25 protein-coding genes are annotated in these 22296 nt (G+C 68.7%); 19 read left to right on the forward strand and 6 right to left on the reverse strand.

The genetic code is table 11. From position 1 onward, the window contains the following. Positions 1-131: 131 nt before the first annotated feature. The 11 genes from ACZ6DT_RS21395 to ACZ6DT_RS21445 all read left to right on the forward strand — a co-directional run bounded on the left by ACZ6DT_RS21395 (position 132) and on the right by ACZ6DT_RS21445 (position 11602). Positions 132-1157, forward strand: a complete 1026-nt coding sequence (locus ACZ6DT_RS21395; protein WP_465597851.1) for an LLM class F420-dependent oxidoreductase — start codon at positions 132-134, stop codon at positions 1155-1157. 405 nt (positions 1158-1562) lie between these two features. Beyond that, positions 1563-3578: a neutral/alkaline ceramidase gene (locus ACZ6DT_RS21400; RefSeq protein WP_465597854.1), complete on the forward strand. Its 2016-nt coding sequence runs from the start codon at positions 1563-1565 to the stop codon at positions 3576-3578. Positions 3579-3594: 16 nt separating this feature from the next. Continuing rightward, positions 3595-4554 (forward strand): sphingomyelin phosphodiesterase, encoded by a 960-nt coding sequence (locus ACZ6DT_RS21405; RefSeq protein WP_465597857.1) that lies wholly within the window; start codon positions 3595-3597, stop codon positions 4552-4554. 34 nt (positions 4555-4588) lie between these two features. After that, positions 4589-5893: an MFS transporter gene (locus tag ACZ6DT_RS21410; RefSeq protein ID WP_465597860.1), complete on the forward strand. Its 1305-nt coding sequence runs from the start codon at positions 4589-4591 to the stop codon at positions 5891-5893. Next, positions 5890-7290 carry a pyridoxal phosphate-dependent decarboxylase family protein gene (locus ACZ6DT_RS21415; RefSeq protein WP_465597862.1) on the forward strand — a complete coding sequence of 467 codons (1401 nt, stop codon included), beginning with the start codon at positions 5890-5892 and terminating at the stop codon, positions 7288-7290. Before ACZ6DT_RS21410 ends, ACZ6DT_RS21415 begins: the two co-directional genes overlap by 4 nt. Positions 7291-7365: 75 nt before the next feature. Then, positions 7366-7797 (forward strand): SRPBCC domain-containing protein, encoded by a 432-nt coding sequence (locus tag ACZ6DT_RS21420; protein ID WP_465597865.1) that lies wholly within the window; start codon positions 7366-7368, stop codon positions 7795-7797. After that, positions 7787-8122, forward strand: coding sequence for an ArsR/SmtB family transcription factor (locus ACZ6DT_RS21425; protein WP_125784199.1), 336 nt, complete (start codon positions 7787-7789; stop codon positions 8120-8122). Before ACZ6DT_RS21420 ends, ACZ6DT_RS21425 begins: the two co-directional genes overlap by 11 nt. Next, positions 8119-8568 carry an SRPBCC family protein gene (locus ACZ6DT_RS21430; RefSeq protein WP_465597869.1) on the forward strand — a complete coding sequence of 150 codons (450 nt, stop codon included), beginning with the start codon at positions 8119-8121 and terminating at the stop codon, positions 8566-8568. The genes ACZ6DT_RS21425 and ACZ6DT_RS21430 overlap by 4 nt, the downstream gene beginning before the upstream one ends. Beyond that, positions 8565-9257, forward strand: coding sequence for a DUF899 domain-containing protein (locus tag ACZ6DT_RS21435; RefSeq protein WP_465597872.1), 693 nt, complete (start codon positions 8565-8567; stop codon positions 9255-9257). The genes ACZ6DT_RS21430 and ACZ6DT_RS21435 overlap by 4 nt, the downstream gene beginning before the upstream one ends. A gap of 21 nt (positions 9258-9278) precedes the next feature. Further along, positions 9279-10700: a class I adenylate-forming enzyme family protein gene (locus ACZ6DT_RS21440; protein ID WP_465597875.1), complete on the forward strand. Its 1422-nt coding sequence runs from the start codon at positions 9279-9281 to the stop codon at positions 10698-10700. 50 nt (positions 10701-10750) lie between these two features. After that, complete coding sequence (locus ACZ6DT_RS21445) at positions 10751-11602, forward strand: LLM class flavin-dependent oxidoreductase (RefSeq protein WP_465597878.1); 852 nt, start codon at positions 10751-10753, stop codon at positions 11600-11602. 359 nt (positions 11603-11961) lie between these two features. Here ACZ6DT_RS21445 and ACZ6DT_RS21450 read toward each other — a convergent pair whose 3' ends face one another. Genes ACZ6DT_RS21450 through mrf form a run of 4 tightly spaced genes read right to left on the reverse strand, consistent with a single transcriptional unit; the run spans position 11962 to position 14721 of the window. After that, a complete protein-coding gene (locus tag ACZ6DT_RS21450) occupies positions 11962-13059 on the reverse strand; it encodes a GTP-binding protein (protein WP_465597881.1) in 1098 nt (365 codons plus the stop codon). Further along, on the reverse strand, positions 13056-13214 hold the full coding sequence (gene rpmF, locus ACZ6DT_RS21455) for a 50S ribosomal protein L32 (RefSeq protein ID WP_465597884.1): 159 nt from the start codon (positions 13212-13214) through the stop codon (positions 13056-13058). The genes ACZ6DT_RS21450 and rpmF overlap by 4 nt, the downstream gene beginning before the upstream one ends. Continuing rightward, positions 13214-13471, reverse strand: coding sequence for a type B 50S ribosomal protein L31 (locus ACZ6DT_RS21460; RefSeq protein ID WP_020635049.1), 258 nt, complete (start codon positions 13469-13471; stop codon positions 13214-13216). Before ACZ6DT_RS21460 ends, rpmF begins: the two co-directional genes overlap by 1 nt. Further along, positions 13468-14721: a ribosome hibernation factor-recruiting GTPase MRF gene (gene mrf / locus ACZ6DT_RS21465; protein ID WP_465597887.1), complete on the reverse strand. Its 1254-nt coding sequence runs from the start codon at positions 14719-14721 to the stop codon at positions 13468-13470. The genes ACZ6DT_RS21460 and mrf overlap by 4 nt, the downstream gene beginning before the upstream one ends. 84 nt (positions 14722-14805) lie before the next feature. Here mrf and rpmB point away from each other — a divergent pair, with 84 nt between their 5' ends. The 6 genes from rpmB (at position 14806) to cobA (ending at position 17503) form a co-directional block, all read left to right on the forward strand. Then, positions 14806-15042, forward strand: a complete 237-nt coding sequence (gene rpmB, locus ACZ6DT_RS21470) for a 50S ribosomal protein L28 (protein WP_005149951.1) — start codon at positions 14806-14808, stop codon at positions 15040-15042. Beyond that, positions 15042-15209, forward strand: coding sequence for a 50S ribosomal protein L33 (rpmG, locus tag ACZ6DT_RS21475; protein WP_005149953.1), 168 nt, complete (start codon positions 15042-15044; stop codon positions 15207-15209). The genes rpmB and rpmG overlap by 1 nt, the downstream gene beginning before the upstream one ends. Then, the gene (gene rpsN / locus ACZ6DT_RS21480) at positions 15209-15514 is read left to right on the forward strand and encodes a 30S ribosomal protein S14 (RefSeq protein WP_465597890.1); all 306 of its coding nucleotides are present in this window, start codon (positions 15209-15211) and stop codon (positions 15512-15514) included. The genes rpmG and rpsN overlap by 1 nt, the downstream gene beginning before the upstream one ends. After that, positions 15511-15759: a 30S ribosomal protein S18 gene (gene rpsR / locus ACZ6DT_RS21485; protein ID WP_465597893.1), complete on the forward strand. Its 249-nt coding sequence runs from the start codon at positions 15511-15513 to the stop codon at positions 15757-15759. Before rpsN ends, rpsR begins: the two co-directional genes overlap by 4 nt. Positions 15760-15823: 64 nt before the next feature. Further along, positions 15824-16231 carry an ankyrin repeat domain-containing protein gene (locus tag ACZ6DT_RS21490; RefSeq protein ID WP_465597896.1) on the forward strand — a complete coding sequence of 136 codons (408 nt, stop codon included), beginning with the start codon at positions 15824-15826 and terminating at the stop codon, positions 16229-16231. A gap of 54 nt (positions 16232-16285) precedes the next feature. Then, complete coding sequence (gene cobA, locus ACZ6DT_RS21495; RefSeq protein ID WP_465597899.1) at positions 16286-17503, forward strand: uroporphyrinogen-III C-methyltransferase; 1218 nt, start codon at positions 16286-16288, stop codon at positions 17501-17503. On the opposite strand, the gene ACZ6DT_RS21500 is transcribed toward cobA, so the two are convergent. Together ACZ6DT_RS21500 and ACZ6DT_RS21505 are read right to left on the reverse strand one after the other, a co-directional pair. Then, positions 17491-18051 (reverse strand): GNAT family N-acetyltransferase, encoded by a 561-nt coding sequence (locus ACZ6DT_RS21500; protein ID WP_465597901.1) that lies wholly within the window; start codon positions 18049-18051, stop codon positions 17491-17493. The genes cobA and ACZ6DT_RS21500 overlap by 13 nt on opposite strands. After that, complete coding sequence (locus ACZ6DT_RS21505; RefSeq protein WP_465597904.1) at positions 18041-18928, reverse strand: alpha/beta fold hydrolase; 888 nt, start codon at positions 18926-18928, stop codon at positions 18041-18043. Before ACZ6DT_RS21505 ends, ACZ6DT_RS21500 begins: the two co-directional genes overlap by 11 nt. 118 nt (positions 18929-19046) lie before the next feature. Between ACZ6DT_RS21505 and ACZ6DT_RS21510 the strand changes: the two genes are divergently transcribed. Together ACZ6DT_RS21510 and ACZ6DT_RS21515 are read left to right on the forward strand one after the other, a co-directional pair. Beyond that, positions 19047-19889 (forward strand): crotonase/enoyl-CoA hydratase family protein, encoded by an 843-nt coding sequence (locus ACZ6DT_RS21510; RefSeq protein WP_465597907.1) that lies wholly within the window; start codon positions 19047-19049, stop codon positions 19887-19889. 38 nt (positions 19890-19927) lie between these two features. Further along, positions 19928-21631: an AMP-binding protein gene (locus ACZ6DT_RS21515; RefSeq protein ID WP_465597910.1), complete on the forward strand. Its 1704-nt coding sequence runs from the start codon at positions 19928-19930 to the stop codon at positions 21629-21631. The last annotated feature ends 665 nt before the right edge of the window (positions 21632-22296 follow it).

Here is a 22296-nt window from a genome sequence, read left to right on the forward strand (position 1 = left end):
CCACACCTGCCGCTTCAAGGGTGGGGGGGGTTGGGGGGGGGGGGGCCCCCCCCCCCCCCCCCCCCCCCCCCCCCCCCCCCCCACCCCGACCCAGGACTTCCCTCAAGTACGGACACTGACGAGGAGCCTCGATGAAGCTTGGTTACCACCTCGGTTACTGGTCCGCCGGCCCGCCCGAAGGTGCGCTGGAGGCGGTCTTGCGGGCCGAAGAACTCGGCTTCGATTCCGTGTGGACCGCCGAGGGCTACGGCTCGGACGCGTTCACCCCGCTCGCCTGGTGGGGCGCGTCGACCAGCCGGATCAAGCTCGGCACCAACATCGTCCAGATGTCGGCGCGCACCCCGACCGCGACGGCCATGCACGCGCTGACCCTGGACCATCTGTCCGGCGGGCGGTTCGTGCTCGGGCTCGGCGCGTCCGGGCCGCAGGTGGTCGAAGGCTGGTACGGACAGCCGTATCCGAAGCCGCTGGCCCGCACCCGCGAGTACGTCGACATCGTGCGGAAGGTCGTCGCGCGTGAGGCGCCGGTGACCCACGACGGGCAGCACTTCCAGTTGCCGCTGCAAGGCGGGACCGGACTCGGCAAACCGCTCAAGTCCACAGTGCACCCGTTCCGCAAGGAGATCCCGATCTTCCTCGCGGCCGAGGGGCCGAAGAACGTGGCGCTGTCGGCGGAGATCTGCGACGGCTGGCTCCCGTTGTTCTTCTCGCCCAAGAGCGACGCCTTCTACCGGGCGGCGCTACAGGAAGGTTTCTCGCGTCCCGGCGCCCGGCACGGTTTCGGCGATTTCGAGGTCGCCGCGTCCGTCCCGGTGCTCCTCCACGACGACGTCGAGGAGGCCGCGAGCTGGATCAAGCCGTCGCTCGCGCTCTACATCGGCGGCATGGGCGCGAAATCGGTCAACTTCCACCACGACGTCTTCGCCCGGATGGGCTACGAGGACGTCGCCGACAAGGTCCAGGAGCTGTACCTGGCCGGCCGCAAGGACGAGGCGGCCGCCGCGATCCCGACGTCGCTGGTGGAGGACACGTCGCTGATCGGGCCGGCGGAGAAGATCCGCGACGAACTCGCCGCGTGGGAAGAGACCGTGGTGACCACGCTGCTGCTGCGGGGGGATGCCGCCACGCTCACGAAGGTCGCGGAATCGCTTTCGTGACGTCTGGTCTCTCCGTGAAACGTCCGTCCGATCACGTGTGTCGTCCGTCCAGTCACGCGAAATCGCCAGAACGTAGGTATCCAAGGCCGGGTTGGCCCTAACCGTCCTCGCCACTCGCGACTACCTGGGTCGAGCCGGTACTTTCGCGTGACTGTGTGCACGGTCGCGGTCTCGGTGCGCGGTCAGCGCGTCGGTTGCCGGGTCCGAGTGGACCTGGCGTTGGTGAAGGAAACGGGACGTTGAGTGTCCCGCTTTCCCCGCATTCGACGCGGTGAAAGCGCCCTTTGTCGCGTGTGATGCGGGAAAGAGCCGGCCGTTGGAAGGTTGCGACAGTGAGGCCCATCACGTAGCGTCCCCGCCACGAACATGAAGTCGGTTCATGTTCGTGGCCGGGAGGTACGACTCATGACGGTGAGCCGGAGGCGGGTTCTGGCGGGCGCGGCGGCGTTGCCGGTCGCGGCGAGCATGTACGGCGCTCAGCAAGCGCAAGCGGCTCCATCACGGGGTTTCCGCGTCGGCGTCGGCATCTCCGACGTCACCGGTCCGGCGGCCGAGAACGGCATGATGGGTTACTCGATGCCGCGGCAGCAGACCGCCGGCATCCACCTCCGCACCCGGGCGCGGGCGTTCGTGGTCGACGACGGCGCCAAGCGGATCGCCTTCGTCACCGCCGACCTCGGCGCGCTGTTCCAGTCCGTCCACCAGGGCGTGATGCGTAAGCTCCAGGCCGCGTACGGCGACCTGTACACCGAGCAGAACGTGCTCCTCAACGCCACGCACACCCATTCCGCGTGCGGTGGGGATTCCCATTACGCCGCTTACGATCTGGCGATCCTCGGCTTCCAGCAGCAGGTCTACGACGCGCACGTCGACGGGCTCTTCGAGGCGATCAGCCGGGCACACGCGAACCTCGCGCCGGGATCGATCCGGCTCGGGCGCGCCGAGTTGACCAAGGCGAGCGTCAACCGATCCCGTAAGGCCTTCGACCTGAACCCGCAGGCGGACAAGGACCACTTCCCGCAGGCGATCGACCCCGCCGTCACGGTGCTGCGGTTCAGCCAGAACGGCGCCGACGTCGGCGCGATCAGCTGGTTCGCCACGCACGGTACCTCGATGAGCAACGGCAACCACCTGATCAGCGGCGACAACAAGGGTTACGCCGCCTACGAATGGGAGCACGACCACACCGGCGTGCGTTATCTCGAGGGGAACCCGCGGTTCGTCGCCGCGTTCCCGCAGACCAACACCGGCGACATGAGCCCGAACCTGAATCTCGAACCCGGCACACCCGAAACCGAGTTCGAGAACACCCGCACCATCGGTGAACTCCAGTTCCGTGCGGCGCGGGGCGCCTTCGACGCGGCCGCCGAAGCCGTGACCGGGCGTGTCGACCACCGGATGTGCTACGTGGACATGTCCGACGTCGTCGTCGACGCGAAGTACACGCCGAACGGGCGGCCCCAGCGCACCTGTACGGCCGCGATCGGCGTGTCGATGCTGGCGGGAAGCCGCGAGGACGGCCCCGGCCTGCCCCTGCCGGAAGGCGTGAAGAACCCGTTCATCGACTGGCTCGGCGGCATCGACGCGCCGATCCCGCAGGCACTCGCCGACGCGCACGCGCCGAAGGTGATCGCGGTGCCGTTCGGCGCGATGAAGCCGTATCCGTGGACGCCGGAGGTCCTGCCGCTGCAGATCGTCCGGATCGGACAGCTGCACCTCGTGGCCGTGCCCGCCGAGCTGACCATCGTCGCCGGGCTGCGCCTGCGCCGGACCGTCGCCGCCGAACTCGGTGTCCCGCTGGAGAACGTGCTCGTCCAGGGTTACGCGAACGCGTACAGCCGGTACGTCACCACACCCGAGGAGTACGACTCGCAGCAGTACGAAGGCGCGTCGACCCTGTATGGCCGCTACACGCTTCCGGCGTACCAGCAGGAATTCGCCAAGCTCGCGGCCGCGATGAAGGCGGGGACGACGGTCCCGCACGGGCCGACGCCGCGGGATCTGCGTGGCAAGCTGATCAACTTCCAGCCCGGGGTCGTGTTCGACAGCGCGCCCGCGTTCAAGAGCTTCGGAGACGTCCTGGTCGACGCGAAGAGCACCTACGCACGCGGCGAACAGGTCGTGGTCGAGTTCGTCACCGGGCACCCGAAGAACGACCTGCGGCGCGGCGGCACGTTCCTGGAGATCCAGCGGCTGGTCGGCGGCGAGTGGATCAGGCACGCCGACGACGGCGACTGGGACACGAAGTACCACTGGGCGCGGACCTTCGTCGCCGAATCGAAAGCCGTCGTCCACTGGAAGATCCCCGCGAACACCCCGATCGGCAAATATCGCGTGGTCCACTTCGGCGACTGGAAGAACGGCTGGAACGGGGCGATCTCCGCGTTCAGCGGAACCTCGCGGACGTTCGTCGTCTCCTGACCCCGGAAGGATTTTCGTGCGGAAGCTCGCCGTAGTCGCCATCGCCGCCGCGATGTTCGCCGGAACCGCCGTACCCGCCCAGGCCGCGGTCTCGGTGAAGGTCATGGCGTTCAACATCTGGCAGCTGCCCTGGATCGCCAGCCCGGACACTTCGGACAAACTGGCCAGAGCTCGCGCGGCGGAGGACGTCATCCGCGCGAACGACGCCGACGTCGTCGTCCTGGACGAGGCTTTCAGCACTCAGGCGGAGGAACTGCGGAACCGGCTGAAGGACGCCTGGCCGCATCAGACCCCGCTCGTCGGCCAGTACTGCGGCACCTCGCCGGGCTGGACCACGGTGAACGGGAACTGCTCGACTTCCCCCGTCGTGGTCAACGGCGGGGTCACCGTGCTCAGCAAGACGCCGGTGACCGAACAACACCAGCTGGTCTTCCGCAATTCCTACTCCGGCACCGCGGACTACCTGTCCAACAAGGGCGCCGCGCTCGCCCGGCTGGTCGTCGACGGGAAGCCGCTCTGGATCGCGGGCACCCACATGCAGGCCGACGAGGGACCGGAGACGCTGCCGAAGGCGCACGACATCCGCATGGCGCAGCTCGGTGAGATCCGGGATCTGGTCACGAAATACGCGCCCGCGGCCGAACCGGTCGTCGTCGCGGGCGACCTGAACATCGAGTACTGGGCGGGACAAGCGCGCAAGGACTCGCTCGGCCGGACGCAGGTCCAGCAGGGCGAAGCCTTCCTCGGCGGCATCCTTCGCACGACGGGCGAAGGCGCGTACACCTTCGACGCGGCCACGAACCCGAACGCGGCGAAGTCCGTTCCGGCGACCTACCGAGACTCGCTGGACTACGTCGGTGCCGTGCGCGCGGGCGGCCGTCCACTCGCCGCTGTCGGCCCGGTACGGCTCGTGCATCACGACGGTGGCACGATTCCCTCCGACCACTACCCGGTGGTGGCCAAGATCCAATACTGAGGCCTTCATCGGGAGAATCGCCTCGAGGAGGATCATGGCATCGCTGCCAGCACGGACGAGGTACCGCTACTCGCTCGGCTCGTTCGTCACCGGCGCCTTCGGCACGGTTCCCGGCCTGCTACTCCTCAAGTACCTCACCGACACGATGGGCGTCGCGGCGGGCGTGGCGGGCCTGATCGTGTTTGTTCCCAAAGCGTGGGACGTGCTCTTCAACCCGATCGCGGGAAGGCTGTCGGACGCGGACCTGGTCCGCACCGGCAGCCGACGCCGATTCCTGCTCTACGGCGGCATCGGCGTCTCGATTCTCTTCGCGGCCCTGTTCGCGCACCCGGGCTTCGGTGGCCCGGTGCCGGACGCGATCTACGTGATCGTCGTATTCCTGTTGTGCGCCACCGCGTACGCGTTCTTCCAGGTGCCGTTCAACGCGCTGCCCGCCGAGCTGACGGACTCGGCCGAAGAGCGCACGAAGCTGACCAGCGTCCGGATCGGTTTCCTCGCGGTCGCCATCCTGGTCTCCGGTGGTGGCGCGCCCGCGATCACCGACCTGGTCGGCGGAATCGCCGGTTACCGGGTCATGGGCCTGTTCATCGCCGTGATCATCCTGCTCGCGACGCTCGGTGTGTACTTCGGGCTGAAGGGCGCTCCCGTCGGTGCGCTGCGGCCGAACACGGTGAGCCCGCGTGAACTGCTCCGGACGCTCGCGCAGTGGCGGCCGTTCCGCTGGCTGCTCGGGGTCTACTTCATCCAGGCGCTCGGCATCGGCACGGTGCTGGCCGCGATCCCGTACTTCGCCGAGCGGATCCTCGGCAGCTCGGGCTATTCGACGGTCCTGTTCGTCGGTTTCGTCGGCCCGGCACTGCTCACCATGCCGCTGTGGCCGCGACTCGGGGCGAGCGTCGGGAAGCTGGCCGGATTCCGGATCGCCACCGCCGCGTTCGGCATCGGCCTGCTCGGGCTCCTCGGCGCCGAAGTGTTCCCGCTCGCGGTCACGATGGTGTTCGTGGCCTTCTGCGGTGTCGGATACGCGGGCATCTCGGTGTTCCCGCTGGCCATCCTGCCGGACCTGATCAGCGACGAGGAGGAGCGGACCGGCGAGACCAGGGCCGGGGTCGCGGCCGGCGTCTGGACGGCGTCGGAGACGCTGGGGCTCGCGCTCGGACCGGGCCTGTGGGGACTCGTGCTGCAGCTCGGCGGCTACCAGTCCAGCCTCGACGCCAAGGCCGCGCAGCCCGACAGCGCGCTCACGGCGATCCTGCTCGGCGCTTCGATCCTCCCGGCCGTGCTGATCGTGTTGGGCATCCCGCTGCTGCGCAGGTCGGTGCTGGAGCGCCGGCCGTGACCGCCGAGGACGTCCTGAACGAGTTACGGGACCTGCGCGCGGGCGACCTGCCCACGCACGGAGGCCGGACGCTCGCCTATGTCTACGACAGCGGTCTGTCCGAAGTGGACGAACTCGGCGCGTCCGCGCACGCGCTGGCCTCGTCGGCCAACGGCCTGGATCCGACCGCTTTTCCCAGCCTGCTGCGGATGGAGAACGACCTCGTCGGCACCGCCGCGCGTCTGCTGGGCGGTACGGCGGAGACGGTCGGCTCGGTGACCTCGGGTGGCACGGAGTCGTGCATGCTCGCGGTCCTGGCCGCCCGCGACGCGCGTCCGGAAGTGTCTTCGCCGAGCATCGTGCTGCCCACGACCGCGCATGCCGCGTTCCACAAGGCGGCGCATTTCTTCGGTGTCCGCGTGGTTTCGGTGCCGGTCGATCCGGTGACCTTCCGCGCCGTTCCCGAAGCGATGACCGCCGCCGTCGACGACAGCACGGTCCTCGTCGTCGCGAGCGCTCCGTCGTACGCCCACGGCGTCCTGGACCCGATCCCGGAGATCGCCGCGCTGCTCGATGGCGTGCGGTTCCATGTCGACGCCTGCATCGGCGGCTGGGTGCTGCCGTACCTGGGACTCGGCCCGTTCGGCTTCGACGTCCGCGGCGTCACCAGCGTCTCGGTCGACCTGCACAAGTACGCCTACTGCCCGAAAGGCGTGTCGGTTCTCTTGCACGCCGACGCAGACCTTCGCCGGCCGCAGTACTTCGCCAGCGCCGACTGGCCCGGCTACACGATGCTGAACACCACGCTGCAGAGCACGCGGTCCGGTGGCCCGCTCGCCGCGGCGTGGGCGGTCGTGCGCCACGTCGGCGACGAGGGTTACGCGGAGCTGGCTTCGGCGGCACGCGACGCGGCCGTGGAGATCCGCGCCGGGATCGAGGCGCTGGAAGGGTTGCGCGTCCTCGGCGATCCGGTGTCGACCCTGCTCGCGTTCACCGTGGCGGACGGCGCCGGGTTCGACCTGTTCACCGTCGCGGACGAGATGCGGGAGCGCGGCTGGTACGTCCAGCCGCAGTTCGCCCACGAGTCGTCGCCCGCGAATCTGCACCTGACCGTGACCGCCGCGATCCGAGGGAGTGAGAACGCCTTCCTGACCGACCTGGGCGCCGCGGTCGTTGCTGCCCGGGAGGCCGGGCCGGTCGTCGTCGATCCACAGGTGGCCGAGTTCGTCGCCGCGCTGGATCCCGCGACGTTGACGCCGGAGCAGTTCGCCGGGCTGCTGGCGGCCGCGGGGCTCGGCGGCGCCGCGGGCCTGCCCGCCCGGATGGCGGAGATCAACGCCCTGCTGGCCACCGCGCCCGGCCCGCTACGCGAGCGGCTGCTGCTCGAGTTCCTCGGCGCGCTGTACACGGCTTCCTGATTCGCCCTTGACGCAATCAGCCGGTTGCTATACAAAGTTATAGCAACCAACTGATTGCTACTTGAGGAGGCCGTCGTGGGATTCCCCGACCGGATCGAACGCACCGTCGAGATCGCCCATCCGCCCGCGAAGGTCTGGGCCGCGCTGACCACGGCCGAGGGTCTGGGCACTTGGTTCGGGAACCAGGCCAGCATCGACCTGCGGCCCGGTGGTGAGGCCGAGATGAAATGGGACGAGGGGCACAAGGCGGAGATGCGCGTCGAGCGCGTCGAGGAGCCGGAGGTCTTCGGCTTCACCTGGAACATCTACGGTCTCCCCGACGACGATCCTCGCCGCACCTACGTCGAGTTCACCCTCGAACCGGCAGGCGCCGGTACCCGGCTCACCGTCGTCGAGTCCGGGTTTTCCCAGCTGCCGGACGACGCTCACCGTGCCGCGTTCGAAGGGAACACGAAGGGGTGGGCGGCCGAACTGGGTGAACTGATCGAATACCTCGATGCCGTCTGACACCGAAGCGATCGCCGAACAGGTCTTCGTCGCACTGGCCGACCCGAGCAGGCGGAGCATTCTCGCCGTCCTCGCCTCGGGTGGCCCGGCCACGGCGACCGACCTGGCCGACCGGCTGCCGATCACGCGGCAGGCCATCGCCAAGCACCTCGCACTGCTCACCGACGCCGGGCTGGTGATCCCGGAGCAGGGGGAGCGGCGCCGCGTCCGCTATCGGCTGCACTCGGCACCGATGCAGGTCGCCCAGCAGTTCCTCGCCGCGCTCGCCCGTGATTGGGACGGGCCGCTCGCGGCACTCAAAGACCATCTGGAGGGAACATCATGAGCTTCACCACGAGTTTCATCGTGAACCAGACGCCACGACAGGTCTTCGACGCGTTCAACGACGTCCGCGGGTGGTGGTCGGAAGAGATCGTGCACGCCGGCGACGAGTTCGAGTACCACTACGAGGAGCTCCACCGCTGCCGGATGCGGATCACGGAGTCCGTGCCGGGCCGCAAGGTCTCCTGGCTGGTCCTCGAGAACCACTTCGACTTCACCCGTGACAAGACGGAGTGGGTCGGCACCACGGTCAGCTTCGAGATCGCCGAGAAGGACGGCAAGACCGAAGCACGCTTCACCCATCACGGGCTGGTCCCGGAGTACGAATGCTTCGACGTCTGCCACCAGGCATGGACCTTCTACGTCGGCACCAGCCTGCGGGAGCTGATCACCACCGGTGAAGGACAGCCGAACCGGCGAAGCGTCCTGCCCGCGGAGCTGGCGGGATGAACACGGTGTCCGCGGCCGAATGGGAAGAAGCGCGTCTTCGTTTGCTGGTGAAGGAAAAGGAGCTCACCCGAGCTCGCGACGCGCTCGCGGCCGAGCGGCGCCGGATGCCATGGCTCGCGGTCGAGAAGCCGTACGAGTTCGACGGTCCCTCCGGCACGGTGAATCTGCTCGACCTGTTCGAAGGCCGCCGCCAGCTGATCGTCTACCGGGCTTTCTTCGATCCCGGGGTGGAGGGTTTCCCCGGCTACGCCTGCAAAGGCTGCTCACTGGTGGCTGATCAGGTCGCCCACGTCGCGCATCTGAACGCCCGCGACACCACCCTGGCCTTCGCCTCGCGGGGCACGCAACCGGACATCGCGCGGCTGAAGGCGCGGATGGGCTGGACCATGCCGTGGTACACGATCACCAGCGACTTCGACGTCGACTTCGGGGTCGGTGAATGGCACGGCACCAACGCCTTCATCCGCGAAGACGACCAGGTGTTCCGCACGTACTTCGTCAACGATCGCGGCGACGAGGCGATGGGGGGCACGTGGAGCTACCTCGACATCACCGCGCTGGGACGGCAGGAGGAGTGGGAGGACTCGCCGGAGGGCTATCCACAGACGCCGCCGTACGAGTGGTGGAACTGGCACGACGCTTACGAGGATTCCGCTTCGTCCGGCGGCGGGTGCTGCTCTGGGTCGTGACCCTGGGTTAAGGTCCGGCCGGTGGAGAGTCTGTTTCTGACCCGGGTGCTGGACGCGCTGCGTTCCGGGGGCGACGAGGTGCTGTTCGTCCAGGACGGCATGGAGACCGGCTACGGGCAGGCGTTCGACCTGGTACGCCGGATGTACGCGGGACTGCCGGAGCGCGGGGTGGTCGCCATCGACGCCGGAAACCGGCCGGAAACCGTCCTCCTGCAGATCGCCGCACAGCTACGGGGTTCGACGGTGTTGCTCGTCGCCGCGTCGGCGAGTTCGCCGGATCGCCTCGCCGCGGTCGAGGCGGCCGGGGTCACGACCCTGGTGACCGAGCAGCCGGCGGACTGGCCCGCCGGCGACGCGCGGGTGACCACGCTCGACGAACTGGTGGGCGGCGACGGTACCGACCCGGCGGAGCTGCCGGGATCGGTCACCGTCATCTTTCCCACCGGAGGTACCACCGGGGCGCCGAAACTCATCCGGCACAGCGGGATCTACGACGGGATGGCGCATATCTTCGCGCCGGACCCGGCTGGGCCGGGACGCACGCTGCTGATCGCGCCGATGACGCATATGACCGGCAACGCCACCGTGCTGGGGGCCATCCTGCGGCGGGAGAGTGTGGTACTGCTGCGGGACTTCGACGCGGGCACGGTACTGGACGCGATCGCGGAACACCGGATCACCACGTTGTCTCTCACACCCGCGCGCTTGGCCGCGGTGCTCGATCATCCGGCCATGACGTCGACCGACGTCAGCAGTGTGCGGCAGCTTTCGCTGGGTGCCGCCCCGCTTCCGCCGAACCGGCTGGCTCAGGCGCTGGAGGTGTTCGGGCCCGTGGTCGGGCAGGGATACGGGCTCACCGAGGCGCCGATGATCGCGAGCATCTCCGCGGCGGAGCTCGCCGGGCGGCCGGAGCGGCTCGAGTCCGTTGGCCGGATCGTGCCGGGCATGGAGGCCAGGATCGACGACGGGGAGGTCCTGGTGCGTGGGCTGTCCATGATGGACGGTTACCAAGGGTCGGCGCCGATCGGGGACGGCTGGCTGCGCACCGGCGATCTCGGGCGGTTCGACCACGAGGGATACCTCTACCTGCTGGACCGGGCGAACGACGTCGTCATCACCGGCGAGCACGGCACCAAGGTGTACTCGACCGTGGTCGAGAACGCACTCGCGCGACATCCGCTGATCCGTTCCGTGGCCGTGTTCGGTGTGCCGGGCGACGGTGGCGAGGGTGAGCGGGTCCACGCCGTGGTGGTGCCGGTCGCTTCAGGAGCGCTGTCGGCCGAAGAAGTCCGGGCACACGCCAGGAAGTTCTTCGGACGGGAGCATTTCGTACCGTCCGATGTGGACTTCGCCGACGCGCTGCCGCTGACGGCGATCGGCAAGGTGGACAAGCGGGCGCTCCGGGAGCCGTTCTGGGCCGGGCACCGCCGCCACATCGCCTGATCGTGCGCCGGCCTTGACCTCCAGCCGAGTGGAGGTCGCACGATGGGGTCATGAAACTGGGTGTGATCCTCCCGTCCGATGACCTCCGTGTCTCCGCCCGGCAGGCCGAGGACGCTGGCCTCGACAGTGTGTTCCTCGGCGATCACCTGATGACCGGACGTCCTTCACTGGACAGCACGGTCGGGCTGGCGGTCGCCGCCGCGGTCACGACCCGGATCCGGATCGGGCTGAGTGTGTTCGTCCCGGCGATGCGGCCGTTGGCCTGGGCGGCCAAACAGATCGCCTCGTTGCAGCAGGTCTCGGGCGAACGGTTGATCCTCGGCATCGGCTCGGGCGGGGGAGAAGCCCAGTTCGCCGCGGCCGGGGTGCCGTTCGCCGAACGCGGCCCGCGCACCGACCAGGCGCTCCGCCTGCTGCCGGATCTGCTGGCAGGAAAGGAGGTGGGGATCGGCGACGCCGTCGTCGAATTGGCGCCGGCGGCGGCGGTCCCGCCGATCTGGGTCGGCAACCGGGGCAGGCTCGTGCTCCAGCGGGTCGCCGAACACGGCACCGGATGGTTCCCCTCCCTCCTGTCGCCCGAAGCCGTCGCCGCCGGACGGCGACGGCTGAGGGATCTCGGCGTCGAGAATCCGGTGATCGCGGTCGGCGCCACCGGCGCGCTGGGCGGGGGAGCCGACCTGCCGACGGCGGCGGATTTGGCGACGGGGATCGGCGACGCCTACGGGATGCCGCTCGACCAGGCGATCTCCTTGCCATTGACCGGTTCCGCCGAGGCCGTCGCCGAACGGCTCTCGGCTTACCGTACGGCGGGAGTGGCCCACGTCGTCGTCGGACTGGCGGGCCCGCGCTGGGCCGACCAGGTGCGGGCACTCGGTCGGGTGAGAGCGCTGCTTGACGGATGAGTCCGGGGCTACGGTCCGCCTGATCACGCATTTTCGATCAGGAAGGCCCCATGCTCACGGTGAAGGGTGCGGCCATGCCGCCTTCCCCCACGTCGACTACGCGTACGACGGTCACCTGCACCGCCCGCACGACGGGCACTACGACGACCACTGACTCACGGCTACCCCGACCCGATGCCTTACCCGCCTCTGTCGCGGAATTGTGCGGATAGCAGTCTGTTTATGCGGGCCTGCCTTGCCACCCCCGGCCCGCGACCTTCACACCTTTCCCAGTACATGATGGCCCCCTTCCTTGCGCCAGGCGCAAGGAAGGGGGCCATCATGTACTTCCGGCGGGCGAACCACTCACGACCACCACCTCAGTGGACGTGCACGGCTTCCCACTCCGGAAACGGATCCGCACCGGCCGGGCCGGCGGCCAAGCAGGCTCGAAGTGAGTCCAGCAGGGCGTCCTCCTCAAGCCCCACCCCGATGAACACGAGTTCCTGCCGCGGCGCTTCCTCGACACCCTGCGGCTCGAACCGGGCGACCGACCCCGCCTGCGACCACAATCCGGTCACCCCGGGCCGCGACGCCAGCGAGAAGAACCCCTTCGACCGCAGGACCGTCCCGAACTCCCCGGAATCGAGCCGTCCGACGAAGTCCCACAGCCGTTCCGGATCGAACGCCCGCCCGGCACGGAAGACCACACTCGAGATCCCGTACTCCTCCGTCTCCGGAACGTGGTCGCCGTTGAGTTCGGCCACCCAGCCGGGTGCTTCCTGCGCCCGCTCGACGTCATAGCGCCCGGTGCCGAGCAATCGGTCGAGAGGGACCTGGCCACGTGTCGAGACGAGGACCTCGGCGGCCGGGTTGAGCCGCCGCAGCACCGCCGTCAGCCGGTCGAGGGAGCGGGCCGGCACCAGATCCGCCTTGTTCAGCAGGAGGACGTCCGCGAATTCGATCTGGTCCATCAGCAGGTCGCTGACCGTCCGCTCGTCCCCGTCGTACTGGTCCAGCCCGCGTTCGGTCAGCGCGTCGCCCGCCGCGAGTTCCCGCTCGAAGTTCACCGCGTCGACCACGGTCACCATCGTGTCGAGCCGCGCGGAGTCCAGCAGGGTGGCACCGTCCTCACGCGCGAACGAGAACGTCGCCGCCACCGGCATCGGCTCGGAGATCCCGCTCGATTCGATGAGCAGGTAGTCGAACCGACCGTCTTCGCACAGCCGCGAGACCTCTTCCAGCAGGTCGTCGCGCAAGGTGCAGCAGATGCAGCCGTTGGTCATCTCGACGAGCCGTTCCTCGGTGCGGGACAGGCTGTTCCCGTCCCGCACCAGGGCGGCGTCGATGTTGACCTCGCTCATGTCGTTGACGATCACCGCCACCCGTAGCCCGTCGCGGTTGGCGAGGACGTGGTTGAGCACGGTCGTCTTGCCCGCGCCGAGGAAACCGGACAGCACCGTGACCGGCGTCGTCATTCCCCACCCTGATGGAAGTATTTCATCAGCTTGCGCGGCACGAGTTTGGTCTCGCCGTTCACCTTGATCGGCACCAGATCGGGCACGGCCGCCCTCCACTGCGAACGTCGGGACCGGGTGTTGCTACGCGACATCTTCCGCTTCGGGACGGCCATTACTTCGACCCTCCGCGCCGTCCGTAGCGACGGTGGAACTTCTCGACCTGACCGGCGCTGTCCATGATCCGCTGGTTGCCGGTCCAGAAGGGATGCGACCACGAACTGATCTCGACGTTCACCACCGGATAGGTGTTGCCGTCGCTCCACTCGATGGTCTGCTCCGAGGTGGCGGTGGACCGTGTCAGGAAGGCGTCCCCGGTGGAGAGGTCCTTGAACACCACGGGGTGGTAGTCGGGGTGGATTCCCGGTTTCACTGCGTTTCGTCCTTTCGGTTCGACACGTTCACGTCGTGCTTTTCGGGGTCGGTTTCCGTGTCCTCGCACGGTTCTTCGTGCCACTCGCCGAACGGATCGGAGTAGCGGAGCCATTCCTGCTCCCCGGCGGCGAGTTCAGCTTCGGTCAACAACGCCCCGTTCAAGGCGGACTCGATCTCCTCGGGGGTGGCTTGATCGGTGACGACGACGAGTTCCTGCGCGCGGTCACCGAAGAGCGGGTCCCAGCGCAGGGAGGCGAGGGTGCGCCGCTCGGGGGAGACCTCCGCCCAGTCCGGTCCGCCGGGAGCGGCGAGCCACGCCCCGGCGTGCCCGACACCGAGACCGCCGCCCGCGGACTCGATCCACAGCGCCATGTCCGGCTGGCTCGCCACCCAGAGCCGTCCTCGCGTGCGGACGACGCCGTCGAGCAGGACGTCGATCGCGTCGTGGAGGCGTTCCGGGTGGAACGGGCGCTGCGAGGTGAAGGTGAGCAGCCCGATCCCGCAGTCGGTGTGCAATGGCGGCTCGCCGCGCAGCAGCGGTCCGTGCATGTCGGTGACCTCGCCGCGCCGGGCGTCGGAGGGGACGGCGTCGAGCACGGTCTTCCCCTCCACAGTGGACAGTTCGACGCGGGGGATCGACGGCGCGACCCGGTCGAGTACGGCCGAGGCCTTCGCCGCGGTCCAGGCGTCCGTCGTCGCTCCGGCGAGAATCAGCAGGTCGGCGAACTCGACCTGGGAGAGCGCGACCTGGGCGACGGTGCGCTCGTCCTCGGGGCTGGCGCGCAGGTTCCGTTCGGCCAGCGTGTCGTCGCCGGTGCTGTCGGCCAGCCAGCCCGTGCGGTCGACGACGGTCAGCACGGCCCGGAGGTCGACGTCCTCGATCACCGGCCGCTCGCCGACGAGGACGTTGTGCAGCGCCCAGCTGACCGGCTCGGGCTCCATGGCCTCGTCGAGCCGCACCACGATCCGCCGCACCTGCGGCATCTGCGACAGCTTGCGCAGCAAGGGCAACAGGTCCTCACGCAACGTGCACGAGACGCAGCCGTGCGCGAGTTCGAGGACGGTCAGCTGGTCGCGGTCGCCGAGCCGGACCCGCCGCCTGACCACTCCGGAGTGGATCTGCCTCAGGTCGTGGTGCACGACGGCGGTGCCGGGTTCGGCGAGGCGCAGCCGCTCGGCGAGGTCGGCGTTCGGTCCCGGTGCGAGGCCACTGATCAGGACGAGGGGCACGCGGGGGTTGTCGGTCACTGAAGCTCCGGGGCGTCGAGGGCGTTCTGGTTCGGCTGTGTAGAGTAAATGAAAACGACAATCGATATCAACTTGGGAGGGTATATGTCCGCCGTGTGCCAGGTCACCGGCCGCAAACCGGGCTACGGGAAGCAGGTGTCGCATTCGCATCGGCGCACGTCCCGGCGCTGGGAGCCGAACCTGCAGGCCAAGCGGTACTTCGTGCCGAGTGAAGGGCGCTGGGTCCGGCTGCGGGTTTCGGTGAAGGGCATGAAGACCATCGACAAGCGGGGGATCGAGGCCGTCGTGGCCGAGCTCCGCGCGAAAGGGGTGAAGCTCTGATGGCCAAGAGCACCGACATCCGGCCGATCATCAAGCTCCGCTCGACCGCAGGCACCGGTTACACCTACGTCACCAAGAAGAACCGCCGGAACGACCCGGACCGCATGGTGCTGCGCAAATACGACCCGGTCGCGCGCAAGCACGTCGAGTTCAAGGAGGAGCGCTGATGGCCAAGAAGTCGAAGATCGCCAAGAACGAACAGCGCAAGGTGATCGCCGCTCGCTACGTCGAGCGCCGTCGCGAGCTGAAGGCCACCATCGCTTCACCGTCCGCGTCACCGGAGGAGAAGGCGGTCGCGGTCTCGGCCCTGCAGGCGATGCCGCGGGACGCCAGCGCGACCCGGATCCGCAATCGTGACACCGCCGACGGCCGCCCACGCGGCTACCTGCGGAAATTCGGGCTTTCGCGGGTCCGGATGCGGCAGATGGCGCACAACGGCGAACTGCCCGGCGTCACGAAGTCGAGCTGGTGAGCGCCATGGGCAAACCGAACCGCGACCGTCCCTTGAAGCGCAAGACGAACCTTTTGCGCGCCAACAAGATCACCGAGGTCGACTGGAAGGACGCCGATCTGTTGCGGAAGTTCATCTCCGACCGCGGCAAGATCCGCGCCCGCCGCGTCACCGGGCTGACCCCGCAGCAGCAGAAACAGGTCGCCACGGCGATCAAGAACGCCCGCGAGATGGCGTTGCTGCCCTACCCCAACGCGGGGCGCTGACGCCGCCGGTCCGGGGGGTGCGACACACCGCCCGGACCGCGACCGTTGTGGGAGAATCGGCCCCATGACGGAGAACCCCGGACAGGCCGAGGAATTCGATCCCGAACTGCTGGCGCTGTGGGCGAAGGTGTTCGGCTTCGCCCGTTCGGGCGCGACCGCGGAGCTCGCCGCGTACGTCGACGCGGGCGTCTCGGCGAATCTGACGAACGACCGGGGTGACACGCTGGTCATGCTCGCCGCCTACCACGGTCACGCGGAGACCGTCGCGGCGCTGATCGAACGCGGCGCCGATCCGAACCGCGAGAACGACCGTGGCCAGAGCCCGCTCGCCGGCGCGGTCTTCAAGAACGAACCCGAGGTCGTGAAGGCCCTTCTCAAGGGCGGCGCGGACGCGACGGCGGGAGAGCCCTCGGCGATCGACGCGGCCAGGATGTTCGGCAACACCGAGTTGCTCGGGTTGCTCCAGGGCTGAGGCGGTGCTCACTCGGATCGCGGTCCGGGCCACTGAATCCTTACACTGCCCCGCATGGATGACCCGCATTACCTCTCCGGCCTCGACCTGGCAGGCCGTCGTGTCGTGATGATCGGTGGCGGGACGGTCGCCCAGCGCCGCCTGCCGCGGTTGATCGGCGCCGGCGCGCGGGTCGAACTGGTCTCGCCGCACACCACACCGTCGGTGAGCGCCATGGCCGACGCCGGGGAGATCGTCTTGCACGAGCGCCGCTACACCGAGGGCGACCTCGCCGACGCCTGGTACGCGCTGGCGTGCACGAACGACCCCGAGGTCAACGCCGCCGTCTGCGCCGAGGCCGAACGCGCGCGGGTGTTCTGCGTCCGCGCCGACGACGGAGACCTGGGCAGCGCGGTCACTCCGGCTTCGGGCAGGCACGGCGGCCTGCTGGTCGGCGTCCTTTCCGGCGGTGAGCCGCTGCGGTCGGCCACCGTGCGGGACAGCATCCTCGACGGCCTTCGGTCCGGCACCGTCGACGACGGCCGCGTGCCGGACGCCCACGACGAACTGCCCGGTGTCGCCCTCGTGGGTGGTGGCCCCGGCGATCCGGAGCTGATCACCGTCCGCGGCCGCCGTCTCCTCGCCAGGGCCGACGTCGTCGTCGCCGACAGGCTGGCGCCGCGCGAACTGCTCGACGAACTCTCGCCCCACGTCGAGATCGTCGACGCGGCGAAGATCCCGTACGGCCGCGCCGCGAGCCAGGACGTGATCAACTCCACCCTCATCGACCGGGCCAAGGCGGGCAAGTTCGTCGTGCGGCTCAAGGGCGGCGACCCGTACCTGTTCGGCCGCGGCTTCGAAGAAGTCCTCGCCTGTGCCGAAGCGGGCATCCCGGTGACGATGGTCCCCGGCATCACGAGCGCGTTCTCCGTCCCCGCCGCGGCGGACGTCCCGGTGACCCATCGCGGTGTCGCGCACGAGGTCGTGGTGGTGTCCGGCCACGTCGCGCCGGACGACGAGAAGTCGTTGGTGGACTGGGATCTGCTGGCGCGGATGCGCGGCACGATCGTGCTGATGATGGGCGTCGAGCGCCTTCCGCTGTTCGCCAAGGCGCTCCTCGCGGGGCGGCCGGGCGACACGCCGGTGGCGATCGTCGAGGACGGCACCATGCGCACCCAGCGGGTACTTCGCTCCACTTTGGACAAGGTGGTCGACGACGCCGCCACGGCCGGGGTGCGGCCGCCCGCGGTGATCGTCTTCGGCCCGGTGGCGGGGCTGGCTCAGCCCTCGTAAGCACTTTTCGAGACGTAGAACCAGTCGGTCCCGTCGTCGCCGGGCGAGTCGAGTTGGTCCGCCCGGATCAGACCGGCCCGCAGCGCCACGCGCTGCGACGCGACGTTCTCCGGCCGGACACGGGCGATCACGAGGTCGTCCGGCCGGTGGACGCGGACCCAGTCCACGGCCGCGCCGGCGGCCTCACTGGCGTATCCGGCACCCCAGGAGGAGGGGAAGAAGCGGTAGAAGAGGTTCAGGACCGCGCGGCGCCGAAGGCCGACGATCTTGACCCCGCAGAACCCCAGCGGCTCCGGTGAGCCGTGCTGCCGGACCGTCCAGTACCCGAATCCGTACCGATCCCACTGATGCGACCAGCGGAGCAGCAGCAGTTCGGCTTCTTTGCGCGTCTCCATCAGGTCCGAGGGGTTGTGCGCGCAGGCCTCCGGATCGGTGTGGAGGGCGAAGATCGCGTCGAGGTCCTCGGGGCCGGGACGGCGCAGGAGCAGGCGCGAGGTCCGTAGTTCCTCCGCCCCTGTGTCTCGGCTCGGTGCCGGATCAGCGGTCATGGCAGCGCGCCGAGAAGTCGGCGATGGCCTCGGTCAGGCGGGTCGGGTCGAGGCGCAATTCGACCGGGCTGCGGGCTTGGACGAACTCGGCCGCCGGCATGTCCGCGGCCAGCGTGTCGGCGTCGCCGAAGGGATGGATCGGGTCGCGCTCGTGCCCGATGACCAGAGCCGGGGTCTCGATCTTCCGCCGGATCGACTTGGGCGGCGCGATCCGGCCGAACAACACGCCGTGCAGGAGCGCGGCCATCGGCGCGGGTTCCTGGGACAACGTGTCGGTGACGACGTCGACCCACTGGTTGCCGTGCGGGACGAGTTTCGCCGCCAGTGCCACCCCCTGCACGGCCACCGGCAGGAACCGGGCTGCCATGAGCAGCGGCGCGAACGTGATCAGTCCCGCGACGATCGCGTTGTCCAGTACGGGCATCTCGACGACCAGCCCGAGCGCGCGGTCCGGCGCGGCGACACCCACTTCGATCGCGACGTTGGCGCCCAGCGACGTCCCGCCGATGACCGCGGCGTCGATCTCCAGGTGGTCGAGCAGCGCGACGGTCTGTTCCGCGAACGCGGGCATCGAGTACAGCCACGAGTCGATGGGCCGGTCCGAGTCGCCGTGACCGAGCAGATCGAGCGTCACCGTCCGGAAACCGGCTCGCGCCAGCTTGCGGGCGAGCGGGGCGTGCATCCGCCTGGTCAGCATGATGCCGTGGGTGAGCACGACCACCCGGTCGCCCGAGCCGAACTCGGTGTAGGCGAGCCGGTGGCCTTCATGGGTGAAGGATCCCGACAGCTCGATCGGCCGGGAGGATCGTTCGCGTCCGCGCGCGGGGCTCGGCGCGGGCAGGTCGGCGACCGCGATGGCGCTGCTGGCCGGGCTCATATCCCACCGTCCTTCATCGATCGTCGGTACTCACCGGTAGTACCAGGAAAGCATCTCCAGGGCGGCCGGGCACAGTGGCCGTTGGCAACCTGTCAATCACATGAGTCAAGATGACCTCATGACCGCTACAGCTGACAGTCTTCCCGATCTCGTTTCGCTTGAGGTGGAGATCGACGGGCACGTCGCCGAAGTGACGCTGCTCGGTCCGTCCAAGGGCAACGCGATGGGCCCCGATTTCTGGCGGGAGCTGCCGATCGTCTTCCGCGCGCTCGACGCGGACTCCCAGGTCAGGGCGGTGGTGCTGACCGGCAGCGGCAAGCATTTCTCCTACGGGCTCGACCTGCCCGCGATGATGCCCAGCTGGGGCGAAATGCTTGGCGGCGACGCGCTCGCGGGTCCGCGGACGAAGTTCCTCGACGAAGTCAAGACCCTCCAGGCGAGCGTGTCCTCCATCGCCGAATGCCGCAAACCGGTCATCGCGGCCATTTCCGGCTGGTGCATCGGCGGTGGCGTCGACGTGATCGCGGCCGCGGACATCCGCCTGGCGAGCGCGGACGCGAAGTTCAGCGTGCGCGAGGTCAAGGTCGCGATCGTGGCCGACCTCGGCAGCCTGCAGCGGCTCGCGCCGATCATCGGCGAGGGACACCTGCGGGAACTGGCCCTGACCGGCAAGGACGTCGACGCCGCCCGCGCGGAGAAGATCGGCCTGGTCAACGACGTCTACGCCGACCAGGACACACTGCTCGCCGAGGCTCGCGAGCTGGCGCGGGAGATCGCCGCGAACCCGCCGCTGGTCGTGCAGGGCACCAAGAACGTGTTGTCGGCCAACACCGAACGCCAGGTCGCGGACGGCCTGCGCTACGTCTCGGCCTGGAACGCGGCGTTCCTGCCCAGCAAGGACCTCGGCGAGGCCGTCCAGGCCTTCCTCGAGCGCCGCGCGCCCGACTTCAAGGGGGAGTAAGAAAGAACCGGCGGCCACCCAGGACCAGGAGGACGATCGTGAGCGCTTCGGAGGCATACCGCACGTTCCGCGAGGCACGGGACTACCTGCAGGCCCATCGCGAGGACTACGAAACCGCCTATCGTGACTTCACCTGGCCCCGGCTCGCCGAGTTCAACTGGGCGCTGGACTGGTTCGACGTCGTCGCGGCCGACCCGGTCAACCAGGACCGCTACGCGCTGTGGATCGTCGAAGAGGACGGCGTCGAGAACCGCTGGACCTATCCGGAGATGGCACGGCGGTCGAACCAGGTCGCGAACTGGCTGCGTTCGCTCGGCGTGGCGAGGGGCGACCGGCTGATCCTGATGCTCGGCAACCAGGGCGAGCTGTGGCAGACGATCCTCGCCGCGATCAAACTGGGCGCGGTCATCATCCCGGCTTCGACCCTCCTCGGCCCGGCGGATCTCACCGACCGGGTCGAGCGGGGCGCGGCGAAACACGTGGTGATCCGCTCGGTCGACGCCCACAAGTTCGCGAACGTCGAGGGTGACTACACCCGCATCGCCGTCGGGGAACCGGTCGAGGGCTGGCAGTCCTTCGTGGACGCCTACGAGGAAGCGGATACTTTCACGCCCGACGGCCTGACGGCGGCGGAAGACCCGCTGCTGCTGTACTTCACCTCGGGGACCACCGCGAAGCCCAAACTGGTGCAGCATACGCAGGTCTCTTACCCGGTCGGTCATCTGTCCACAATGTATTGGACCGGCCTCGAACCGGGCGACGTCCATCTCAACATCTCTTCGCCGGGCTGGGCGAAACACGCGTGGAGCAACGTGTTCGCGCCGTGGAACGCCGAGGCGACGGTGTTCCTCTACAATTACGCGCGGTTCGACGCGGTTTCCCTGACGGCGCAGATGGAACGGTGCGGCATCACCAGCTTCTGCGCCCCGCCGACAGTGTGGCGGATGCTCATCCAAGCGGATCTGACCGTCCTGAAGACGCCGCCGCGCAAGGTGGTCGGCGCGGGTGAACCACTCAACCCCGAAGTGATCGACCAGGTCGAAAAGGCTTGGGGCGTCACGATTCGCGACGGTTTCGGGCAGACGGAAAGCAGCGTCCAGATCGCCAACACCCCCGGACAGGACGTCGTACCGGGGTCGATGGGCCGTCCGCTGCCGGGATTCACCGTCGCGCTCGTAGACCCCGTCACCGGTGAGCGCGCGCAAGAGGGCGAGATCTGCCTCGACCTCGAGAAGCGGCCGGTCGGGCTGATGGCCGGGTACGCGGACGACGAGGAGCGCTCCGCCGCGGCCTTCGCGAACGGCTTCTACCACACCGGAGACGTCGGCTCGATCGACGAACGCGGCTACATCACCTACGTGGGCCGGACGGACGACGTCTTCAAAGCTTCGGACTACCGGATCTCGCCGTTCGAACTGGAAAGTGTCCTGCTGGAACACGAAGCGGTCGCCGAAGCGGCCGTCGTCCCCGCGCCCGACCCGATCCGGCTCGCGGTGCCGAAGGCCTACGTCGTCCTCACGAACGGACACGAGCCCACGGCCGGCACCGCGCTGTCCATCCTGGCTTTCTGCCGAGAACATTTGGCCCCGTACAAGCGAATCCGCCGACTGGAGTTCGCCGAGCTGCCGAAGACGATCTCCGGCAAGATCCGGCGGGTCGAACTCCGGGGACGCGAGAACGACGCCGCCGAGCGGCCGGCGGGGGAGTTCCGCGAGGAGGACTTCCCGCAGCTGAAGGCCTGAGCGCTCCACCGGAGTACATGATGGCCCCCTTCCTTGCGCCAGGCGCAAGGAAGGGGGCCATCATGTGCTTCGAACGGAGGCCGGTGGCCGTCCGGCTGAGGCAGGGTCGGTCGCGCACCCCCGGTCAGTGAAGGCCTCCTTTCCTGCCCTCAGGGTCAGGGTCTCGGCAAAGTCGCCTATCCGCTGGTCAAGTGGGTGTTGCGGCGACAGAGGCGGGCTCGTCACAGTCGCCTGACATCTTTCCCAACTGTCCACAAAGGACGCCTCCGAGGCGGCGGTGCCCGATTAGGGCGTTTTTCGACCGGGTCGTGAGTGAAAAAGAGGGTTCGACCCCTTGATTTCACTCACGACCCCAGTCGAAAAACGTACATAAGCGCATCAAATGGACATTCAGTGGCCGGAGAATGTCCTTTGTGGACACTTGACGCTCAAGGCACCCTGTCATCCGCTCCGTCGGAAGTCCGGTTCGAATCACCAAAAGCGTCACCGACCAGCGGCTATGCGACTTTGCCGGAACCCTGACCCTGAGGGCAGGAAGGAGGACTCCACTACCCTCCGCTGTGCTCCCGCCCGGCTGCGACACCGGTGCCCGGCCTCGGAGGGGGGGGGGGGAGGGCGTGGTGGCGGAAGGGAGCATCGGGTGCAGCGCAGTAGGCAGCAGCCGA

The sequence above is a fragment of the Amycolatopsis sp. NPDC041971 genome (assembly GCF_055588925.1).

What these genes read in the sequence shown, in the direction of transcription:
- ACZ6DT_RS21445 (WP_465597878.1), top strand. Translation starts at nt 10,751, where the DNA reads ATGAAACTGGGTGTGATCCTCCCGTCCGATGACCTCCGTGTCTCCGCC.
- ACZ6DT_RS21425 (WP_125784199.1), top strand. Translation starts at nt 7,787, where the DNA reads ATGCCGTCTGACACCGAAGCGATCGCCGAACAGGTCTTCGTCGCACTG.
- ACZ6DT_RS21430 (WP_465597869.1), top strand. Translation starts at nt 8,119, where the DNA reads ATGAGCTTCACCACGAGTTTCATCGTGAACCAGACGCCACGACAGGTC.
- ACZ6DT_RS21450 (WP_465597881.1), bottom strand. Translation starts at nt 13,059, where the DNA reads ATGACGACGCCGGTCACGGTGCTGTCCGGTTTCCTCGGCGCGGGCAAG.
- cobA (WP_465597899.1), top strand. Translation starts at nt 16,286, where the DNA reads ATGGATGACCCGCATTACCTCTCCGGCCTCGACCTGGCAGGCCGTCGT.
- ACZ6DT_RS21435 (WP_465597872.1), top strand. Translation starts at nt 8,565, where the DNA reads ATGAACACGGTGTCCGCGGCCGAATGGGAAGAAGCGCGTCTTCGTTTG.
- ACZ6DT_RS21410 (WP_465597860.1), top strand. Translation starts at nt 4,589, where the DNA reads ATGGCATCGCTGCCAGCACGGACGAGGTACCGCTACTCGCTCGGCTCG.
- rpmB (WP_005149951.1), top strand. Translation starts at nt 14,806, where the DNA reads ATGTCCGCCGTGTGCCAGGTCACCGGCCGCAAACCGGGCTACGGGAAG.
- ACZ6DT_RS21505 (WP_465597904.1), bottom strand. Translation starts at nt 18,928, where the DNA reads ATGAGCCCGGCCAGCAGCGCCATCGCGGTCGCCGACCTGCCCGCGCCG.
- ACZ6DT_RS21500 (WP_465597901.1), bottom strand. Translation starts at nt 18,051, where the DNA reads ATGACCGCTGATCCGGCACCGAGCCGAGACACAGGGGCGGAGGAACTA.
- ACZ6DT_RS21400 (WP_465597854.1), top strand. Translation starts at nt 1,563, where the DNA reads ATGACGGTGAGCCGGAGGCGGGTTCTGGCGGGCGCGGCGGCGTTGCCG.
- ACZ6DT_RS21490 (WP_465597896.1), top strand. Translation starts at nt 15,824, where the DNA reads ATGACGGAGAACCCCGGACAGGCCGAGGAATTCGATCCCGAACTGCTG.
- rpmG (WP_005149953.1), top strand. Translation starts at nt 15,042, where the DNA reads ATGGCCAAGAGCACCGACATCCGGCCGATCATCAAGCTCCGCTCGACC.
- rpsN (WP_465597890.1), top strand. Translation starts at nt 15,209, where the DNA reads ATGGCCAAGAAGTCGAAGATCGCCAAGAACGAACAGCGCAAGGTGATC.
- ACZ6DT_RS21395 (WP_465597851.1), top strand. Translation starts at nt 132, where the DNA reads ATGAAGCTTGGTTACCACCTCGGTTACTGGTCCGCCGGCCCGCCCGAA.
- rpmF (WP_465597884.1), bottom strand. Translation starts at nt 13,214, where the DNA reads ATGGCCGTCCCGAAGCGGAAGATGTCGCGTAGCAACACCCGGTCCCGA.
- ACZ6DT_RS21510 (WP_465597907.1), top strand. Translation starts at nt 19,047, where the DNA reads ATGACCGCTACAGCTGACAGTCTTCCCGATCTCGTTTCGCTTGAGGTG.